Below are 18225 nucleotides of genomic sequence, written 5' to 3' on the forward strand. Positions count from 1 at the left end.
AGCCCATGACGAACCCTTTCCCGCCGCGCGCACCCGCCTTCGATACCGGTCCCCTGTCCTGGGTGATCGGCGAGATCCGCGATGCGCTGGGGCGTTCGGGCGCGGCCCTGCGCGACGCCGCAGCGCGCAGCCTCGAAGCCCAGCCGACCCTGCTGCTGCATGCCCGCACCCACCTGCACCAGGCCCATGGCGCCTTGCAGCTGGTCGATGTCGAGGGTGCCGGCGTGCTGGGCAGCGCAGCCGAACGGCTGATCGAGCGCTTCAAGGACGGGCAGCTGCCCTGCACGCCGGAATCGGTACAGGCCGTGCAGGATGCCTACCAGGCCCTGGTCGAATACCTCGACGAGCTGCTGGCCGGCAGCCCCCAGCAGCCGGCGCGCCTGTTTCCCTATTACCGCGACCTGCAGGAGCGGCTCGGCGTGGAGCGCATCCATCCGTCCGACCTGCTGCCGGCCAGGCTGGGCGAGGGCGCCGCGCTGCCGGCGTCCGACACCGGCCTGCCCGCCGCCAACGTGCCCGACATGACGCTCGACATCGCAGCTTGCCGCGCGCGTTTCGAAAAAGCCCTGTTGCCCTACCTGAAGAGCGGCGAGGCCCAGCATGCGGCCGGCATGCGCGACGCGCTGGCGCCAGTGGCGGCCGGCCAGCAGGACGGTCGTGGGCGCCTGTTCTGGCAGGCGATGCACGCCTTTGCCGGCGTGGTGGCCGACGGCGCGCTGGGGCCCGACCTGTACGTGAAGCAGCTGCTCGGCCAGGTCAACCTGCAGCTGCGCCGCCTGGCCCAGGGCCAGGGCGGCACGCCGGACGCGATGCTGCGCGACGCCTTGTTCTTCGTGGCCGCGGCCGAAGGAACGCCGAATCCGGACGCCGCGCGCCTGCGCCAGGCCCTGGGCCTGGACGGCATGGTGCCGCACGACTATGCGGTACGGCGCTATGGCCGTATCGACCAGGCCGTGCTGCAGGAAGCGCGCGAGGCGCTGGCCCGCAGCAAGTCGGACTGGGACCGCATCGCCAGCGAAGGCGACCTGGCCCTGCAGGACGACTTCGGCCGGCAGCTGGCGCGCCTGGCCGGCGCCAGTGAAAAGCTGGGTGCCCCGGCGCTGGCCCAGCTGATGCGCGAACTCGGGCGCGCAGCGCAGGACGCCCTGCAGGCCGGCCGCGGCGACGAGGTCAAGCTCGAGATGGCGGCCGCCATGCTGTTCGTCGAGAACGGCCTGGACCAGCTGCGCCAGCTGCCGCAGGATTTCGCCGAGAACGCGGAAGCAGTCGGTGCGCGCCTGCTGGCGCTGGCCGCAGGCGAAACCCCGCCCGACGCCCCGCAATGGCAGGGCGAGCTGGCGCGCCAGATCCAGCAGGGCCAGACCGTGGCGGTGCTGGCCGGCGAGATCAAGGCCGGCCTGCGCCAGGTCGAGAAACTGCTCGACGATTACTACGACCGGCCGAACCGGCGCGAAGTGCTGGCCCAGGCCGCGCCGGTGCTGCACGGCCTGCAGGGAGCGCTGGCCATCCTCGACCAGGAGCAGGCGGTGCTGGCGGCAGGCCACGTGGCCGAGGCGGTCGGGGCGCTGGCCGAAGGCGACGGCGACCTCGAGGCGCAGTCGGGTGCGCTGCACAACATCGCCCAGAACATCGGTGCGCTCGGCTTCTTCGCCGACCTGCTGGCGCAGAACAGCGAGGCTGCCAGCGGACGCTTCCGCTTCGATGCCGGCCAGCGCCTGCTGCGCGAACTGCCTTTCGAATACGTCGAGGCCCAGCCGCAGCCGGCGCCCGGGATCGCCGCGCCACAGGCAGCGAGCGTCGAATCGGAACTGCTCGAGATCTTCATCCTGGAAGCCGGGGAGGTGCTGGGCCTGGTGCGCGACACCCTGCCGCAGGCGCACGCGCATCCGGACAGCCAGGAAACCCTGATGCTGCTGCGCCGCTCCTTCCACACGCTCAAGGGCAGCAGCCGCATGGTGAGCCTGGAGCGCTTCGCCGAGGCCGCCGCCGCGGTCGAGCGCGTGCTGAACCTGTGGCTGTCGGAGGCGCGCGCCGCCACCCCGGCGCTGCTGGCCTTGCTGGACCAGGCCCGGGAAGAACTGGGGACCTGGGTGGTCGAGCTGGCCGCCGGCGGGCAGTCGGCGCGCGATGGCGCTGCCATCGTGGAGGCCGCGGCGCGGGTGCAGGAAGGCGGACCGGCGCATGCCGGACACGACGATGCCGCTGCCGGGGCGTCGCCCGCCCCCGTGCCGGACGCTGTTCCGGAAGCGGCCGCCGACGATGTCCCGGCAATGGCGCTGGAACCGGTTGCGGAGTCTGGCCCGGAGCCGACCCTGGCGCCGGACCTGGAACCCGACCTGGAAGCGCACCTGGAAGCGAACACCGGGACGGCGCCTGCCGCCGGCGCTGCCCCCGCCGTCAAGCGCGTCGGCGAACTCGAGATTCCGCTCGGCCTGTACAGCGTGTACCTGGACGAGACCGCGGCCCTGGTGGCCGTGCTGGCGGAGGAATTCGCGGCCTGGCGCGCCGCGCCGCAAGGGCGCACCGCGCCCGACGCCCTGAAGGCCGCGCACACGCTGGCCGGGACCTCGTCCACGGTCGGCTTCGGCGCGCTGCATGCGCTTGCGCATGCGCTGGAGCTGGTGCTGGAAAAGCTGGCGCTGCCTGGGCCGAACCTGGACGAGGCCGGCCTCGCGCTGCTGGAGGCGAGCCTGGCGCGCATGCGCACCATGCTGCAGGTGTTCGCCCTGGGCGAACTGGCGCCGTCGCAGCCGGACCTGCTGGCCCAGCTCGATGCGCTGCTGGCGCGCCTGGCCAGCCAGCAGGCCGCCAGCGTGTATGGCACGGTGGAGCCGGCCCTGGCGCGCCAGCTCGACACCCTGTTCGCCAGCGCCTATGCCGCGCTGCTCGACGGACCGCCGCCGCTGCCGGACCCGGCGGCGCGCGAAGCGGAAGAAGCGCAGCAGAAGGCCAGCGCCGTCAACGAGATCGACAACCTGTTCGACAGCTTCCTCGACGATCCCTACGCCGCGCCGGCGCTCGACCAGGCCGCGCCGGAACCGGTGTTCGTCCCGGTCACGCCGGACGAGGCCGCGCTGGAGGACGTGCCGGAGCTGGCCGGCGACGCCGTGCTGCCCGAACCTGAACCCGAACCCGAACCCGAACCGGTGGCTGAACCGGTGGCGGAACCGGAGCCCGCAGCCGGAACCGAACCGGCACACGCGCCGGAGCCCCGCCCCGACGCCGTCCCGGCGCAGCCCGACAGCGGCCTGGCCGCCGGTCCGCTCTTCACCGACGAGCTCGACCCGGATTTGCTGCCGGTGTTCCTGGAAGAAGGCGCCGACCTGTTCCCGCAGATCGGCAAGGGCCTGCGCCAATGGCAGCAGCAGCCGCAGGACGACGCGATCGCCCAGGGCCTGCAGCGCGCCCTGCACACGGTCAAGGGCAGCGCGCGCATGGCTGGCGCGATGCGCCTCGGCCAGCATACCCACGAGCTGGAAACCCAGATCGAGAACATGGTGCATGCCGGGACCAGCACCCCGGCCGCCTTCGACGAACTGCTGGCCAGCTACGACGCCGCGCTGCTGCTGTTCGAGCAGCTGCAGCGCCCGTCCGCGCCGCAGCCTGCGCGGGCGCCGGCGGCGGCCGCCCCCGCCGAGCAGCCGGGCGCGCGCGCGCCGCTGGTGCGGGTGCGCGCCGACATCCTCGACCGGGTCGTCAACCAGGCCGGCGAAGTGTCGATCACGCGCTCGCGCCTGGAAAACCAGGTCGGTTCGCTGAAGGGCGCGCTGTCCGACTTCACGGACAACCTCGACCGCCTGCGGCGCCAGATGCGCGAGATCGAGATGCAGGCCGAGTCGCAGATCGCGTCGCGCCTGTCGATCGCCGGCGAGCGCGAATTCGACCCGCTCGAGTTCGACCGTTTCACGCGCCTGCAGGAACTGACCCGCATGATGGCCGAGAGCGTCAACGACGTGGAAGCCTTCCACGAGGGCCTGTCGCGCACGGTGGACAGTGCGGCGGAAGACCTGGCGGCGCAGGCGCGCATGACGCGCGAGCTGCAGCGCGACCTGATGCGGGTGCGCATGGTGCCGTTCTCGAACCTGTCCGAGCGCCTGTTCCGCATCGCGCGCCAGACCGCCAAGGAGCTGGAAAAGCGCGTCAACCTCGACATCCGCGGCGGCTCGGTGGAAATCGACCGCAGCGTGCTGGAACAGATGGCAGCGCCCTTCGAGCACCTGCTGCGCAACGCGATCGTGCACGGCATCGAGCCGCGCGCAGCGCGCCTGGACGCCGGCAAGGCGGAGACCGGCGAGATCCTGGTGCAGGTGAGCCAGCACGGCAACGAGGTGGCGATCGTGTTCAGCGACGACGGCGCGGGGCTCGACCTGGACCGGATCCGCGCCAAGGCGCGCGCCACCGGCCTGCTCGGGCCGGACCAGGCGATGAGCGACCAGCAGGCCGCGGAACTGATCTTCGAGCCCGGCTTCTCGACCGCCGACGCGCTCACCGAACTGGCGGGCCGCGGGGTCGGCATGGACGTGGTGCGTTCCGAGGCGCAAGCGCTGGGCGGGCGGGTGCAGGTGTCGGCCGAGCCGGGGCAGGGCACGCGCTTTGCCATCCACCTGCCGCTGACGCTTGCGGTGGCCCAGGTGGTGCTGGTGGCCAGTGCCGGCCGTACCCATGCGCTGCCCTCGACCCTGGTCGAGCAGGTGCTGCAGGTGCGCGACAGCGAGCTGGCGGCGGCCCAGGCGGCCGGCACCCTCGCCGTCGGAGGACAGCCGCATGCGTTGCATGCGCTCGATGCGCTGCTGGGAGAAGGAAAGGGCGGCAAGGGCGCGCCGCTGCAGCGGGTGAATTCCGTGCTGGTGGTGCACGGCGCCAGCGGGCGCATCGCGCTGCGCGTGGACGAGGTGCTGGGCAACCGCGAAGTGGTGGTCAAGAACATCGGCCCGCAGCTGGCGCGCGTGCCCGGCATCGCCGGCGCCACGGTGCTGGGTACCGGCGAGATCGTGCTGATCCTCGATCCGGTGGTGCTGGCCCAGCGCCCCGCCGCGCAGCCGGCGCCGCCGGCCGAGGAAGCGCCGCCGGCCGAGCGCGCGCGCATCATGGTGGTCGACGATTCGATCACGGTGCGCCGCGTCACCCAGCGCCTGCTGGAGCGGGAAGGCTACCGGGTGATGCTGGCCAAGGACGGGGTCGACGCGCTCGAGCAGCTGGAAGGGGCCAGGCCGGACCTGATGCTGGTCGATATCGAGATGCCGCGCATGGACGGCTTCGACCTGACGCGCGAACTGCGCGCGCGCGAAGCCACGGCGGACATCCCGATCATCATGATCACTTCGCGCACGGCGGACAAGCACCGCAACTATGCGATGGGGCTGGGGGTGAACGCGTACTTCGGCAAGCCCTACCAGGAACCGGTGCTGCTGGCGGCGATCGGGAGTCTGCTGGGCCAGGGGGTGCCTGGCTGACGCGCTTGCGGGCCGGGCCGCGGCGCGGTCCTTTTATTGCGTCTTCTTCAGGCGGCCGAAGCGTTCCAGCGTACGCCGGCGTGCCGCGTCGTGCTCGACCACCGGCAGCGGATAGTCGCGCCCCAGCACCACTGCGCGCTCGGCCAGCAGCGCGGGCGCCAGCAGCCATGGCGCATGGATCTCCTTCGCTCCCAGGCGCGCCAGCGCCGGCACCCATTCCCGGATGAAGTCGCCCTGCGCATCGAAGCGCTGCGACTGCGTCACCGGGTTGAAGATCCGGAACCACGGCTGGGCATCGCAGCCGGTCGAGGCCGCCCACTGCCAGCCGCCGTTGTTCGAGGCCAGCTCGTAGTCGTTGAGTTTGAGCGCGAAGTAGCGCTCGCCGCGGCGCCAGTCGATGCCCAGGTCCTTGGTCAGGAAGCTGGCCGTCACCATGCGCAGCCGGTTGTGCATGAAGCCGGTGTGGTTGAGCTGGGCCATTCCGGCGTCCACCAGCGGGTAGCCGGTGCGGCCCTCGCACCAGGCGGCGAACAGGGCGTCCGCCGCCGCACCCTCGTCCCAGGCAAGCGTGTCGAAGGCCGGCTTGAAAGCGCGCGCGACGACCTGCGGATGGCGCGCCAGGATCATCATGTAGAACTCGCGCCAGACCAGTTCCGACAGCCAGACCGTGGCGCCGCTGCCGCCGGCCCCGCTGTCCTGCAGCTCGCGCGCGCTGCGCACCAGGTGGCGCACCGAGGTGGTGCCGAAGCGCAGGTGCACCGACAGGCGCGAACTCGCGTCTTCCGCCGGGAAGTCGCGCGCCCGGCCGTAGTCGGGCAGGCGCGCCAGGAAGCGCTCGAACAGGTCGGCCGCCCCTTCCATGCCGGCCGCTGCCGGCAGCGGGCCCTCGGCGAAGCCGAGCTGCGCCAGCGTGGGCAGCCGCGCCGGCCCGGCGGGCGCGGCGAAGGCATCGGCATGCGCGTCCACCGGGTAGGCGGCCAGCGCTTCCGGCTGCGCCGCCAGGCGCTTGAGCCAGGCCTTCTTGTAGGGCGTGAACACGGAAAACGGCCCGCCTGCCAGGGTCAGTACTTCGCCGCTGTCGAAGACGACCTGGTCTTTTACGCTCAGGAATTTCCGACCCTGCGCGGCGAGCAGCGCCGCCATCCGTGCGTCACGTTCGACCGCGTCGGGTTCATAATCGGCACATACCCATACCGCGTCGCAGGCCAGCTCGGCCGCAAGCGACGGAATCACTTCAAGAGGGCGGCCCTGCCGCACGATCAGGTAGCCGCCGAGCCTGCGCAGTTCGGCGTCGAGGCTGGCCAGGCTGGCGTGGATGAAACGCACGCGCCGGTCGTCGCGTGGCAGCGGATCGAGTATGTCGCTGTCATACACGAAGACGCAATGCACACAGTTTGACGAGGTCAAGGCCCGGTGCAGGGCCGCATGGTCGAATGCCCGCAAGTCACGCCGGAACCATAGCAGGCTGTTGCTCATTTTCATCATCGTGTGCAGGGTCAAAGTGTCGGCGGATTGTACTGGGTAGGATTCTTCCTAAAGCGCCGTCCCGGCAGCTGGACGGGACAGAGGCGGGTCGTTGCCAGCGTGTCCAGGCGCCCGAAGCGGGGCGCTTCGATGGGCCCCGGGCGGATTCGGTGTAAACTATCGAAAAGCCTAATATTGGCTTGTGGACACTTCGCGTTCCAGGACGCCGCCCGCGGCGCCCCGGTGCTTAACCAGAGTGAGCCCCGTGTGAGAGCAATCGTATGAAAAAAAGCAAAGTTGGCAGCACTCTAGCGATGCCGGGCAGGCCGCCGGAACCCGACGAAGCGCTGGGCAAGATCGGCCCCGTCGCGTCCGGCCTGAACCTTGCCAATCACTTCCTGATCGCGATGCCATCGATCCAGGACCCGATCTTCGGCGGCACCGTGGTCTACGTCTGCGAGCACAACGAGAAGGGCGTGCTGGGCGTGGTGATCAACAAGCCGACCGACATGACGATGTCGGTGCTGTTCGACCGCGTCGACCTGAAGCTGGCCCCCGGCCTGCGCTCCTCGGTAGCGGAACAGCCGATCATGTTCGGCGGACCGGTCCAGGACGACCGCGGCTTCGTGCTGCATTCCCCGGGCGGGCGCTATTCGTCCTCGCTCACCGTTACCGACGACGTTGCCTTCACCACCTCGATCGACGTGCTGGAAGCGGTGGCCAGCGGCGCCGGTCCGGCCCGCATGCTGGTCTCGATCGGCTATGCCGGCTGGAGCCCGGGCCAGCTCGAGGAAGAAATCGCGCGCAACGGCTGGCTCACGGTCGGCGCCGACGCCCGTGTCCTGTTCGACCTGCCGATCGAGGACCGGTATACCGCCGCCATCAAGCTGCTGGGAATCGATCCGCTCATGCTTGCCACCGAAGCCGGCCATGCATAAAGAAGGAGCTCGCGTGTCCGAGTCGGCTTGTGCTTGAGATCGTCCTGGGTTTCGACTTCGGGCTGAAGCGTATTGGCATCGCCATGGGCAATAGCCTCACTGGGCAAGCCCAGCCGTTGACCGTCATCCAGGCGGTCGACAACGCCACCCGTTTCCGGGTCATCGGCGAACTCATCAATGAATGGAAGCCGGCGCGCCTGGTCGTGGGCGAGCCGCGCCATCCCGACGGCGCCGAGCACGACATGACCCTGCGCAGCCGCCGCTTCGCCAACCAGCTCCACGGCCGCTACAACCTGCCCGTCGAACTCGTCGACGAGCGCTATTCATCCGCCGTCATCCCGAAAAAGCGGGGCGAGATCATCGACGCCAAGGCGGCCGCCATCATTTTGCAACAATACTTCGACGCTCATGCCAACATCTAAACACGCCTACGACGCGGAGGCGCTCTACCGCGATTTGCTGGGCCAGGTCCGCGCGGGCCTGGACGGGGTGCCAGAGCCCGCCATCGTCGGCATCCATTCGGGCGGCGCCTGGCTGGCCGAACGCCTGGCGCGCGACCTCGACCTCACCAGCCGCTTCGGCACCATCGACGTCTCGTTCTACCGCGACGACTATGCCAGGAAGGGCCTGCATCCGGACGTGAAGCCGACCCACATCCGCTTCCCGGTCGATGGCGCCACGGTCGTGCTGGTGGACGACGTGCTGCAGACCGGCCGCACCGTGCGCGCCGCGATCAACGTGCTGTTCGACTACGGCCGCCCGGCCTGCATCCGGCTGGCGGCCCTGGCCGACCGGGGCGGGCGCGAGCTGCCGGTGGCGGCCGACTATGTCGGCACCCGCGCCGAGCTGGCCCCGCAGCAGTCGCTGTGCCTGCAGCGCGACGCCGCCGGCCAGCTGGCGCTGACCATCGAAGACGATTCCGCCGCTACTGACGCTTCCGCCGCTTCCGACGCTTCCCACTGATCATGCCGAAACTGTTTACCAATCCGCAGCTGAACCAGCACGGCGAGCTGCAGCACCTGCTCACCATCGAAGGCCTGCCCAAGGCGGTCATCAACCACATCCTCGATACCGCCTCGAGCTTCGTGGGCATCTCCGACCGCGAAGTCAAGAAAGTCCCGCTGATGCGCGGGAAGAGCGTGTTCAACCTGTTCTTCGAGAACAGCACCCGTACCCGCACCACCTTCGAGATCGCGGCCAAGCGCCTGTCGGCCGACGTCATCAACCTGAACATCCAGGCGTCGTCGGCCAGCAAGGGCGAGTCGCTGCTGGACACGATCGACAACCTGTCGGCCATGCACGCCGACATGTTCGTGGTGCGCCACGCGCAGTCGGGCGCGCCCTACCTGATCGCCAAGCACCTGATCGAGACGCAGCAGTCGCACGTGCACGTGGTGAACGCCGGCGACGGCCGCCACGCGCACCCGACCCAGGGCCTGCTCGACATGTACACGATCCGCCACTACAAGCAGGACTTCACCAACCTGCGGGTGGCCATCGTCGGCGACATCCTGCACAGCCGTGTGGCGCGCTCGGACATCCATGCGCTCACCACCCTGGGCGTGCCGGAAGTGCGCGCCATCGGCCCGCACACCCTGCTGCCGGGCGGCCTGGCGGAAATGGGCGTGCGTACCTTCACCAGCATGGATGAAGGCTTGAAGGACGTGGACGTGATCATCATGCTGCGCCTGCAGAACGAGCGCATGAGCGGCGCGCTGCTGCCCTCGGCCCAGGAATACTTCAAGAGCTACGGCCTGACCCCGGAACGCCTGGCCCTGGCCAAGCCGGATGCGATCGTGATGCACCCGGGACCGATGAACCGCGGGGTCGAGATCGATTCGGCGGTGGCGGACGGCAGCCAGGCGGTGATCCTGCCGCAGGTGACCTTCGGCATCGCGGTGCGCATGGCAGTGATGAGTATTTTGGCGGGAGGCAGGGCGTGAAGGTCGGACAGATGAAACTGCATATCAAGAACGGCCGGGTGATCGACCCGGCGAACGGCATCGACGCGGTCCAGGACCTGTTCATTGCCGACGGCGTGATCGCCGCCCGCGGCACCGCGCCGGCGGGCTTCCATGCCGACCAGGCCATCGACGCGGCCGGCCTGGTGGTCGCCCCCGGCTTGGTCGACCTGTCCGCGCGCCTGCGCGAGCCGGGCTACGAATACAAGGCGACGCTGGAATCGGAACTGCGGGCGGCGATGCAGGGCGGTGTGACCACCCTGGTGTGCCCGCCGGACACCGATCCGGTGCTGGACGAACCGGGCCTGGTCGAGATGCTCAAGCACCGCGCGCGCATGCTGGACCAGGCCAATGTGCACCCGCTGGGCGCGCTGACGATGGGGCTGAAGGGCCAGTCCCTGACGGAGATGGCCGAGCTGACCGAGGCCGGCTGCATCGGCTTCTCGCAGGCCGAGGTGCCGGTGCTGGACACCACCGTGCTGCTGCGCGCCATGCAGTACGCCCGGACCTTCGGCTACACGGTCTGGCTGCGCCCGCAGGACGCCCACATCGGGCGCGGCGGGGTGGCCCACAGCGGCCCGCTGGCCTCGCGCCTGGGCCTGTCGGGCGTGCCGGTGATGTCCGAGACCATCGCCCTGCACACGATCTTCGAGCTGATGCGCGCCACCGGCGCGCGCGTGCACCTGTGCCGCATGTCGTCCGCCGCCGGCCTGGCGCTGGTGGCCGCGGCCCGCAAGGAAGGCCTGCCGCTCACCTGCGACGTCGGCGTGCACCACCTGCACATGACCGACGCCGACATCGGCTTCTTCGACCCCAACGCGCGCTTCAACCCGCCGCTGCGCAGCCAGCGCGACCGCGACGCGATCCGCAACGCGCTGCTGGACGGCACCGTGGATGCGATCTGCTCCGACCACACGCCGGTCGACGACGACGAGAAGCTGCTGCCTTTCGCCGAAGCGACACCCGGCGCGACCGGCCTGGAGCTGCTGCTGGCGCTGACGCTGAAGTGGGCCGAAGAGCAGCGCCATGGCGACATGCTGGCGCAGGCCCTGTCCAAGGTCACCGTCGAGGCGGCCCGCATCGCCGGGCTGCCGGCCGGCACCCTGTCGGTAGGCGCGGCGGCCGACGTGATCGTGTTCGATCCCGAGGCGCGCTGGAAGGTCGAGCGCAAGGCGCTGGCCAGCCAGGGCAAGCACACGCCCTTCCTCGGCTACGAGCTGGCCGGCCAGGTGCGCGCGACGGTCGTGCGCGGCCGCGTGGCTTTCCAGCGCTGAGCCGGGCGGACGGCGCCCGCCGTCCGCCAGCTTGCCTTCTCCTTCTTCTCGTGAAGCTCCGGCCGGGCCTTCTCCGTTCACTGCGCCTGGCGCGCGTCATGGTCCACCTGGTGGCGGGCCTGGCGACGTCCGCGCTGGTGTTCCCGCTCGCCTCGCGCGCCCTGCGCGAGCGCCTGACGCGGCGCTGGTCGCGCCGCCTGCTCGGCCTGTGCCGGGTAAGCCTGGCGCAGCTGCCCGGCGCGCCGGCGGCCGCGCATGCGCTGGTGGTGGCCAACCACGTGTCCTGGCTCGACATCTTCGTGATCAACGCCCTCTACCCCTGCCGCTTCGTGGCCAAGGCCGAGATCCGCTCCTGGCCGGTGCTGGGCTGGCTGGCGGCCAGCGCCGGCACCGTCTTCATCGCGCGCGGCAACCGGCGCGAGCTGCGCCACCTGTTCAAGGGCCTGGTGGCGGTGCTGCACGGCGGCCAGCGGGTCGCCTTCTTCCCCGAAGGGACCACCTCGCTGCAGGGCGAGGTGCTGCCCTTCCACGCCAACCTGTTCGAGGCCGCGATCGATGCCGGGGTCGCGGTGCAGCCGTATGCGCTGAGCTATGTCGACGCCGCGGGAAGCTACCACGCGTCGGTGGCGTATGTGGGCGAAACCACCTTCGTGGACAGCCTGTTCCGTATCCTGGAGGGCGAGCCGGTGCAGGCCCGCCTGCAATGCCTGGCCCCGATCGATGCCACCGGCGCGCACCGGCGCGACCTGGCCAGGGTGGCCCAGGCGGCGATCGGCACGGCGCTCGCGGCGCACGTCGTCACTGATACGTAAAACGTATCACAGCGCGCTGAATCATATATTGGACAACTCACAGCCAGCAGGGCACGCTGGTGCTTTGCCCAGCCCGCCGAGGAGACCAGCATGCCCACCTACCGTTCCCGCACCACCACCCAGGGCCGCAACATGGCCGGCGCGCGTGCCCTGTGGCGCGCCACCGGCATGAAGGACGGCGACTTCGACAAGCCGATCATCGCCGTGGTGAATTCCTTCACCCAGTTCGTGCCCGGCCACGTGCACCTGAAGGACCTGGGCCAGATGGTGGCGCGCGAGATCGAGGTGGCCGGCGGCGTGGCCAAGGAATTCAACACCATCGCCGTCGACGACGGCATCGCCATGGGCCATGGCGGCATGCTGTACTCGCTGCCCTCGCGCGACCTGATCGCCGACTCGGTCGAGTACATGGTCAACGCCCACTGCGCCGACGCCATGGTATGCATCTCGAACTGCGACAAGATCACCCCCGGCATGCTGATGGCCGCGATGCGCCTGAACATCCCGACCGTGTTCGTCTCCGGCGGTCCGATGGAAGCCGGCAAGGTCGTCAAGGTCGTGAATAATGACCGCAAGATCATCAAGCTCGACCTGGTCGACGCCATGATCCAGGCCGGCGACAGCAGGATATCGGACGCCGACGTGGCGGAAGTCGAGCGCTCGGCCTGCCCGACCTGCGGCTCCTGCTCGGGCATGTTTACGGCGAACTCGATGAACTGCCTGACCGAGGCGCTGGGCCTGTCGCTGCCGGGCAACGGCACCATCCTGGCCACTCACGCGGACCGCAAGGAACTGTTCCTGCGCGCCGGCCGCCTGATCGTGGACATCGCCAGGCGACACTACGAGGGCGACGACGATTCCGTGCTGCCGCGCTCGATCGCGTCCAGGGCGGCGTTCGAGAACGCGATGGCGCTGGACGTCTCGATGGGCGGTTCCACCAACACCGTGCTGCACCTGCTGGCGGCGGCGCACGAGGCCGGCGTGGAATTCAGCATGGCCGACATCGACCGCATCTCGCGCAAGGTGCCCTGCCTGTGCAAGGTGGCGCCGATGACCGACAAGTACCACATCGAAGACGTGCACCGCGCCGGCGGCATCTTTGCGATCCTGGGCGAGCTGGCGCGCGCCGGCCTGCTCGATACTTCGCTCCCCACCGTGCACACCCCCACGATGGGTGAAGCGATCGAGAAGTACGACATCAAGCGCAGCGACGACCGCGCCGTGCACCAGCTGTTCCGCGCGGCGCCGGGCGGGGTGCCGACCCAGGTCGCCTTCTCGCAGGCCGAGCGCTTCGAGGCCAATGACCTCGACCGCAGCGCGGGCTGCATCCGCGACCGCGCGCACGCCTATTCGCAGGACGGCGGCCTGGCGGTCCTGTACGGGAACATCGCCGAGAAGGGCTGCATCGTGAAGACGGCAGGGGTGGACGAGAGCATTCTGCAATTCTCCGGCAAGGCGCGCGTGTTCGAGAGCCAGGACGCGGCGGTCGAGGGCATCCTTGGTGACACGGTACACGCTGGCGACGTGGTCATCATCCGCTACGAAGGTCCGAAGGGCGGTCCGGGCATGCAGGAGATGCTGTACCCTACCTCGTACATCAAGTCCAAGGGACTCGGCAAAGCCTGCGCGCTGTTCACGGACGGACGCTTCTCGGGCGGCTCCTCGGGCCTGGTGATCGGCCACGCCTCGCCGGAAGCGGCCGAAGGCGGCGCGATCGGCCTGGTGGAAGAGGGCGATATGATCGACATCGACATTCCCGCGCGCACGATCAAGCTGCGCGTGAGCGTCGAGGAACTGGCGCATCGCCGTGGAAAGATGGAAGAGCGCGGTGCGGATGCGTGGAAGCCGGCGGGGCGCGAGCGCTATGTGTCGCAGGCGCTGCAGGCCTATGCGGCGCTCACGACGTCGGCGGATCGTGGGGCCGTGCGCGACCTGTCACAGCTCAAGCGCTGACCGTAGGGTGGGCAAGTCCCTTGCCCACGCGTCCAGGCGCCGTCTGCAAACCACGGCGCGACCGGACGCCACCCACGCTACTGTTTGCCGCCATGCTCGCGGTATTCCGGACAATCCACCTGCAGCAGCGAGCGGTCGTCCAGGCACACCGCCGTCAGCTTCCCGCCCCACACGCAGCCGCTGTCCAGGCCCACCAGGTTCGGCCGCAGCACCAGGCCCAGCGCCGACCAGTGGCCGAACACCACGGTCACGTCGCGGGTGCGGCGCTGGGGCAGATCGAACCAGGGCAGCAGGTCCGAGCCTTGCGGCCCTTGACCGCTTTCCTTGTGCAGGAAGTCCATGCGCCCGTCCGGCGCGCACAGGCGCATGCGGGTCAGCGCATTGACGATGCAGCGCAGGCGCGCGCTGCCCCTGAGTCCCTCGTCCCAGCGGTCCGGCTCGTTACCGTACATCTCGCGCAGGAAATCGATCCAGTCGGGGCCGCGCAGCGCGCTTTCCACCTCGTGCGCCAGCGCCATGGTCTGCGCCGCATCCCATTGCGGGGCGACGCCGGCGTGCACCAGCAGGTGGGCGTCGACGAACATCGCCAGGGGGCGCTGGCGCAGCCAGGCGACCAGGTCGTCGCGGTCGGGCGCGGCCAGAATCTCTTCCAGCGTATCGGAGCGGCTGGCGCGCTGCGCGCCGGCGGCAACCGCGATCAGGTGCAGGTCGTGGTTGCCGAGCAGGGCTTCGATGCGGCCGGGATCGGCCTCGGACAGCGCCTTCATCCGGCGCAGCGCGCTCAGCGAATCCGGACCGCGGTTGATCAGGTCGCCAACGAACAGGATGCGCGGTGCTTCCGCGCCGTGCTGCAGGGCGTCGTCGGCGATGCGTTCGATCAGGAGCCGGGCTTCGTGGGCGCAGCCCTGCAGGTCGCCGATGGCATAGGTTCTCATGGTGATTGTCGTCCTGGTGATGCGAAGTAAGCGGTGCCGGGTGGCCGGCATTTTCGGATACTAAATGATTTCACGCAGAGACGCTGCGGCGCATGCCGCAGGGCGGGATGATGCGCGCATTTGATCCAGTCGAATGAGGGTGCACAGCCGCGTATCCGCTTCCGGAAAACGCGGTCCATTCCGGTACAATGGGCGACCATTTGCGGGATCGGCGTGCCGTGGTTATTCCGCGGACGCGCATGCGAAAGCGGCTCACGTAATTGCACCGAAAGAATAATAATGTTCTCCTTTTTCGTCAGTTTCGTAGCCTGCGCGCTGCTGACCCTGCTGGTGATTAAGTACGCGAAGCGCAATGGCGCGGCGCTGGACAGCGATTATGAAGGTGTGCAGAAGTTCCATACCCATGCGGTCGCGCGTATCGGCGGAATCCCGATCTTTCTCGCGGTCCTATTCAGTGGCGCCATTTCGACGCTGCGCGAATTGACCCTCGGTCCGTGGCTCGCATCGCTGATCGGATGCGCATTCATCGCCATGGCCGGAGGCATCCTCGAAGACTGTACCGGCCGCGTTTCCCCGGGCCGCCGGCTGCTGCTCACGATGCTTGCGGCATTGCTCGCGTATTACCTGCTCGGCGCGAAACTGGTGCGTCTGGATTTACCCTGGGGCGTGCTGCCGCTGCAATTGAACCTGTTGGTGCTGCCGCTGACCGTGCTGGCGGTGGCCGGTATTGCGAATGCGGTCAACATTATCGACGGTTTCAATGGCCTGGCCAGCATGGTCAGCATTTGCATGCTGCTGTCGCTGGCCTATGTGGCGCTGCAGGTGGGTGACATGTACGTGCTGGTGACGGCGCTGATCGTGGCCGGCGCCACGGCCGGTTTCCTGATCTGGAATTACCCGGTCGGCCTGATATTCCTCGGCGATGGCGGCGCCTACTTCATCGGTTTCATGCTGGGCGAACTCGCACTGCTGCTGGTGATGCGCAATCCTGGCGTGTCGACCTGGTACGCCGCGCTGCTGCTGATCTATCCCGCATTCGAAACCTTATTCTCGGCCTATCGCCGGATGTTCGTGCGCGGTAAATCGCCGGCACTACCGGATGGTATTCATCTGCATAGCCTGATATTTCGCCGCATCGTGCAATGGACCGTCGGTCCGCGTGAAGCGCGCGCATTGATGAAACGGAACGCACGCACCTCGCCCTATTTATGGCTCTTTTCCTTGATGGCAGTGATTCCCGCAACCGTGTTCTGGAAAAACACCGGACTTCTGATCTTCTTCAGTTTGTTGTTTATAATCAGTTACCTCTGGTTATATGCGCGTATTGTTCGATTTAAGTCGCCACGCTGGCTTTTCCTGCACAATAAAAAGCGGAAATGAAATATTAATGATAGTATGTCGCGAAATTTGGTGAGATTCTCGCCATGCTGTAACAGATTCTGTAACGGATTCTGTAACGAAGGCTGCATCAAGCTGCTTTAATCTGTTTCAACTTTTCACTGACGAGGGAACCAAGATGGATCTGTCCAATTTGTCCATAAGCGATTTGCGCAACCTGCAGGAGCAAATCAAGCAGGAGATGAAAACGCGCGAAGTACAGGAAGTGCAAAAAGCGCGCGAACAGATTCTGGCCATCGCGCAAAGCGTTGGCGTGCCCCTCAAGGACCTGCTCGCCACCGGCGGCCGCGGCGCCGCCAAGGGCGCGTCGAATAAAGGCAATACCGTCGCCGTGCGCTTCCGTCACCCCGACAATGCGTCGCAGCAGTGGACTGGCCGCGGCCGCCAGCCGAAATGGGTCAAGGAATGGGTCGAGGGCGGCAAGTCGCTCGACAAGCTGCGCGTCTGAACGCAGGCCCGGGTCACCTCCGCGGCCGCTCCGGCGGCCGCGCACCGCGCGCGCAAGCGGTCCGTCCGATTCCCACGCGACGCTGCTTGCCGCTACAATAGCCGCATTTGTCATTCCTCCAACTAGCCACCCCGATCATCCGGCGCCGATTCCCCGGCGGCTCATGCACGCCCGCGCCTCCCGCTTTTCAAGGAAACCATGCTCCCTCTCTCGAAAACCATCTTCAAGGCTTATGACATTCGCGGCGTGATCGGCAAGACGCTCGACGAAGGCATCGCGCGCGATATCGGCCGCGCCTTTGGCGCCGCCGCGCTGGCCAAGGGAGAGCGCAAGGTCGTGATCGGACGCGACGGCCGCCTGTCCGGCCCCGGCCTGGCAGCGGCCCTGGCCGAAGGCCTGCGCGACGCCGGCGTCGACGTGATCGACCTCGGCATGGTCGCTACCCCGATGGTCTACTTCGGCACCAACGTGCTCGACACCCGCTCGGGCATCATGGTCACCGGCAGCCACAACCCGCCGGACTACAACGGCTTCAAGATGGTGATGGCGGGCGAGGCGATCTACGGCGACGCCATCCTGGCCCTGCACGACAGCATCGCCGCCCATGACGGTAAAGTGGCCGAGCAGCGCGGCGAATACGGCACCCACGACATCCGTGCCGCTTACCTGGAACGCATCATTGGCGACGTCAAGATCGCGCGCCCGATCAAGATCGCGGTCGACTGCGGCAACGGCGTGGCTGGCGCTTTCGCCCCCGACCTGTTCCGCGGCATGGGCGTTGACGTCGTCGAACTGTTCTGCGACGTGGACGGCCACTTCCCGAACCACCACCCCGACCCGGCGCACCCGGAAAACCTGCAGGACCTCATCAAGGCCCTGCAGGACACCGACGCGGAGATCGGCCTGGCCTTCGACGGCGACGGCGACCGCCTCGGCATCGTCACCAAGGACGGCCAGATCATCTTCCCGGACCGCCAGATGATGCTGTTCGCCAGCGACGTCCTGTCGCGCAACCCGGGCGCCGAGATCCTGTACGACGTCAAATGCACGCGCCACCTCGCACCCTGGATCGAGCAGGCCGGCGGCAAGCCGCTGATGTGGAAGACCGGCCACTCGCTGGTCAAGGCCAAGCTGAAGGAAACCGGTTCGCCGCTGGGCGGCGAGATGAGCGGCCACATCTTCTTCAAGGACCGCTGGTACGGCTTCGACGACGGCCTGTATGCCGGCGCGCGCATGCTCGAGATCCTGTCCAGGGAAGCCGACCCCTCCAGGCTGCTGAACAGCCTGCCGATCGCCTCGAGCACCCCGGAACTGCACCTGCACCTGAAGGAGGGCGAGAACTTCGCCCTGATCGACAGCCTGCGCGCCAACGCCAGCTTCCCGAGCTCCACCAGCATCAACGGCATCGACGGCCTGCGCGTGGAATATCCGGATGGCTTCGGCCTGGCCCGCTCCTCGAATACCACCCCGGTGGTCGTGCTGCGCTTCGAAGGCGAGGATCCGGCGGCCCTGGCGCGCATCCAGGCCGAGTTCAAGTCGGTGATCCTGGCGGCCAAGCCGGACGCGGAACTGCCGTTCTGAGGACCGCG

Annotated in this window: 13 protein-coding genes; 11 read left to right on the forward strand and 2 right to left on the reverse strand. The window is 68.4% G+C overall.

Annotated elements, in window-relative coordinates; all coding sequences use genetic code 11:
- The first annotated feature begins 5 nt into the window (after positions 1 to 5).
- The gene (locus tag LE190_RS19070; protein ID WP_225240186.1) at positions 6 to 5453 is read left to right on the forward strand and encodes a hybrid sensor histidine kinase/response regulator; all 5448 of its coding nucleotides are present in this window, start codon (positions 6 to 8) and stop codon (positions 5451 to 5453) included.
- Between the two features lie 33 nt (positions 5454 to 5486).
- Here the strand turns inward: LE190_RS19070 and LE190_RS19075 are convergent, their stop codons facing one another.
- Positions 5487 to 6935, reverse strand: a complete 1449-nt coding sequence (locus tag LE190_RS19075) for a cryptochrome/photolyase family protein (protein WP_225240216.1) — start codon at positions 6933 to 6935, stop codon at positions 5487 to 5489.
- Between the two features lie 263 nt (positions 6936 to 7198).
- On the opposite strand from LE190_RS19075, the gene LE190_RS19080 reads away from it, so the two are divergent.
- From LE190_RS19080 to ilvD, 7 genes are all read left to right on the forward strand, one after another.
- Positions 7199 to 7855, forward strand: a complete 657-nt coding sequence (locus LE190_RS19080) for a YqgE/AlgH family protein (RefSeq protein ID WP_225240187.1) — start codon at positions 7199 to 7201, stop codon at positions 7853 to 7855.
- Between the two features lie 29 nt (positions 7856 to 7884).
- Positions 7885 to 8277: a Holliday junction resolvase RuvX gene (gene ruvX / locus LE190_RS19085; protein WP_225240188.1), complete on the forward strand. Its 393-nt coding sequence runs from the start codon at positions 7885 to 7887 to the stop codon at positions 8275 to 8277.
- On the forward strand, positions 8264 to 8818 hold the full coding sequence (gene pyrR / locus LE190_RS19090; protein ID WP_225240189.1) for a bifunctional pyr operon transcriptional regulator/uracil phosphoribosyltransferase PyrR: 555 nt from the start codon (positions 8264 to 8266) through the stop codon (positions 8816 to 8818). Before ruvX ends, pyrR begins: the two co-directional genes overlap by 14 nt.
- A 2-nt stretch (positions 8819 to 8820) precedes the next feature.
- A complete protein-coding gene (locus LE190_RS19095) occupies positions 8821 to 9798 on the forward strand; it encodes an aspartate carbamoyltransferase catalytic subunit (RefSeq protein WP_224946570.1) in 978 nt (325 codons plus the stop codon).
- 11 nt (positions 9799 to 9809) lie between these two features.
- Positions 9810 to 11090, forward strand: coding sequence for a dihydroorotase (locus tag LE190_RS19100; protein WP_225240190.1), 1281 nt, complete (start codon positions 9810 to 9812; stop codon positions 11088 to 11090).
- 98 nt (positions 11091 to 11188) lie between these two features.
- Entirely contained in the window at positions 11189 to 11902 is a 714-nt protein-coding gene (locus LE190_RS19105; protein ID WP_225240191.1) for a lysophospholipid acyltransferase family protein, read from the forward strand.
- A 90-nt stretch (positions 11903 to 11992) separates the two neighbouring features.
- Positions 11993 to 13855 (forward strand): dihydroxy-acid dehydratase, encoded by a 1863-nt coding sequence (gene ilvD / locus LE190_RS19110; protein WP_225240192.1) that lies wholly within the window; start codon positions 11993 to 11995, stop codon positions 13853 to 13855.
- 77 nt (positions 13856 to 13932) lie between these two features.
- Here the strand turns inward: ilvD and LE190_RS19115 are convergent, their stop codons facing one another.
- Positions 13933 to 14790, reverse strand: coding sequence for a symmetrical bis(5'-nucleosyl)-tetraphosphatase (locus LE190_RS19115; protein ID WP_225240193.1), 858 nt, complete (start codon positions 14788 to 14790; stop codon positions 13933 to 13935).
- Between the two features lie 279 nt (positions 14791 to 15069).
- Between LE190_RS19115 and LE190_RS19120 the strand changes: the two genes are divergently transcribed.
- The 3 genes from LE190_RS19120 to LE190_RS19130 all read left to right on the forward strand — a co-directional run bounded on the left by LE190_RS19120 (position 15070) and on the right by LE190_RS19130 (position 18217).
- Positions 15070 to 16170, forward strand: a complete 1101-nt coding sequence (locus tag LE190_RS19120; RefSeq protein ID WP_225240194.1) for an MraY family glycosyltransferase — start codon at positions 15070 to 15072, stop codon at positions 16168 to 16170.
- 136 nt (positions 16171 to 16306) lie between these two features.
- Positions 16307 to 16636: an H-NS histone family protein gene (locus LE190_RS19125; RefSeq protein ID WP_225240195.1), complete on the forward strand. Its 330-nt coding sequence runs from the start codon at positions 16307 to 16309 to the stop codon at positions 16634 to 16636.
- Between the two features lie 198 nt (positions 16637 to 16834).
- A complete protein-coding gene (locus LE190_RS19130) occupies positions 16835 to 18217 on the forward strand; it encodes a phosphomannomutase/phosphoglucomutase (protein ID WP_225240196.1) in 1383 nt (460 codons plus the stop codon).
- The last annotated feature ends 8 nt before the right edge of the window (positions 18218 to 18225 follow it).

Origin of the sequence: Massilia hydrophila (assembly GCF_020208145.1) — a bacterium.
GTDB lineage: Bacteria > Pseudomonadota > Gammaproteobacteria > Burkholderiales > Burkholderiaceae_D > Telluria > Telluria hydrophila.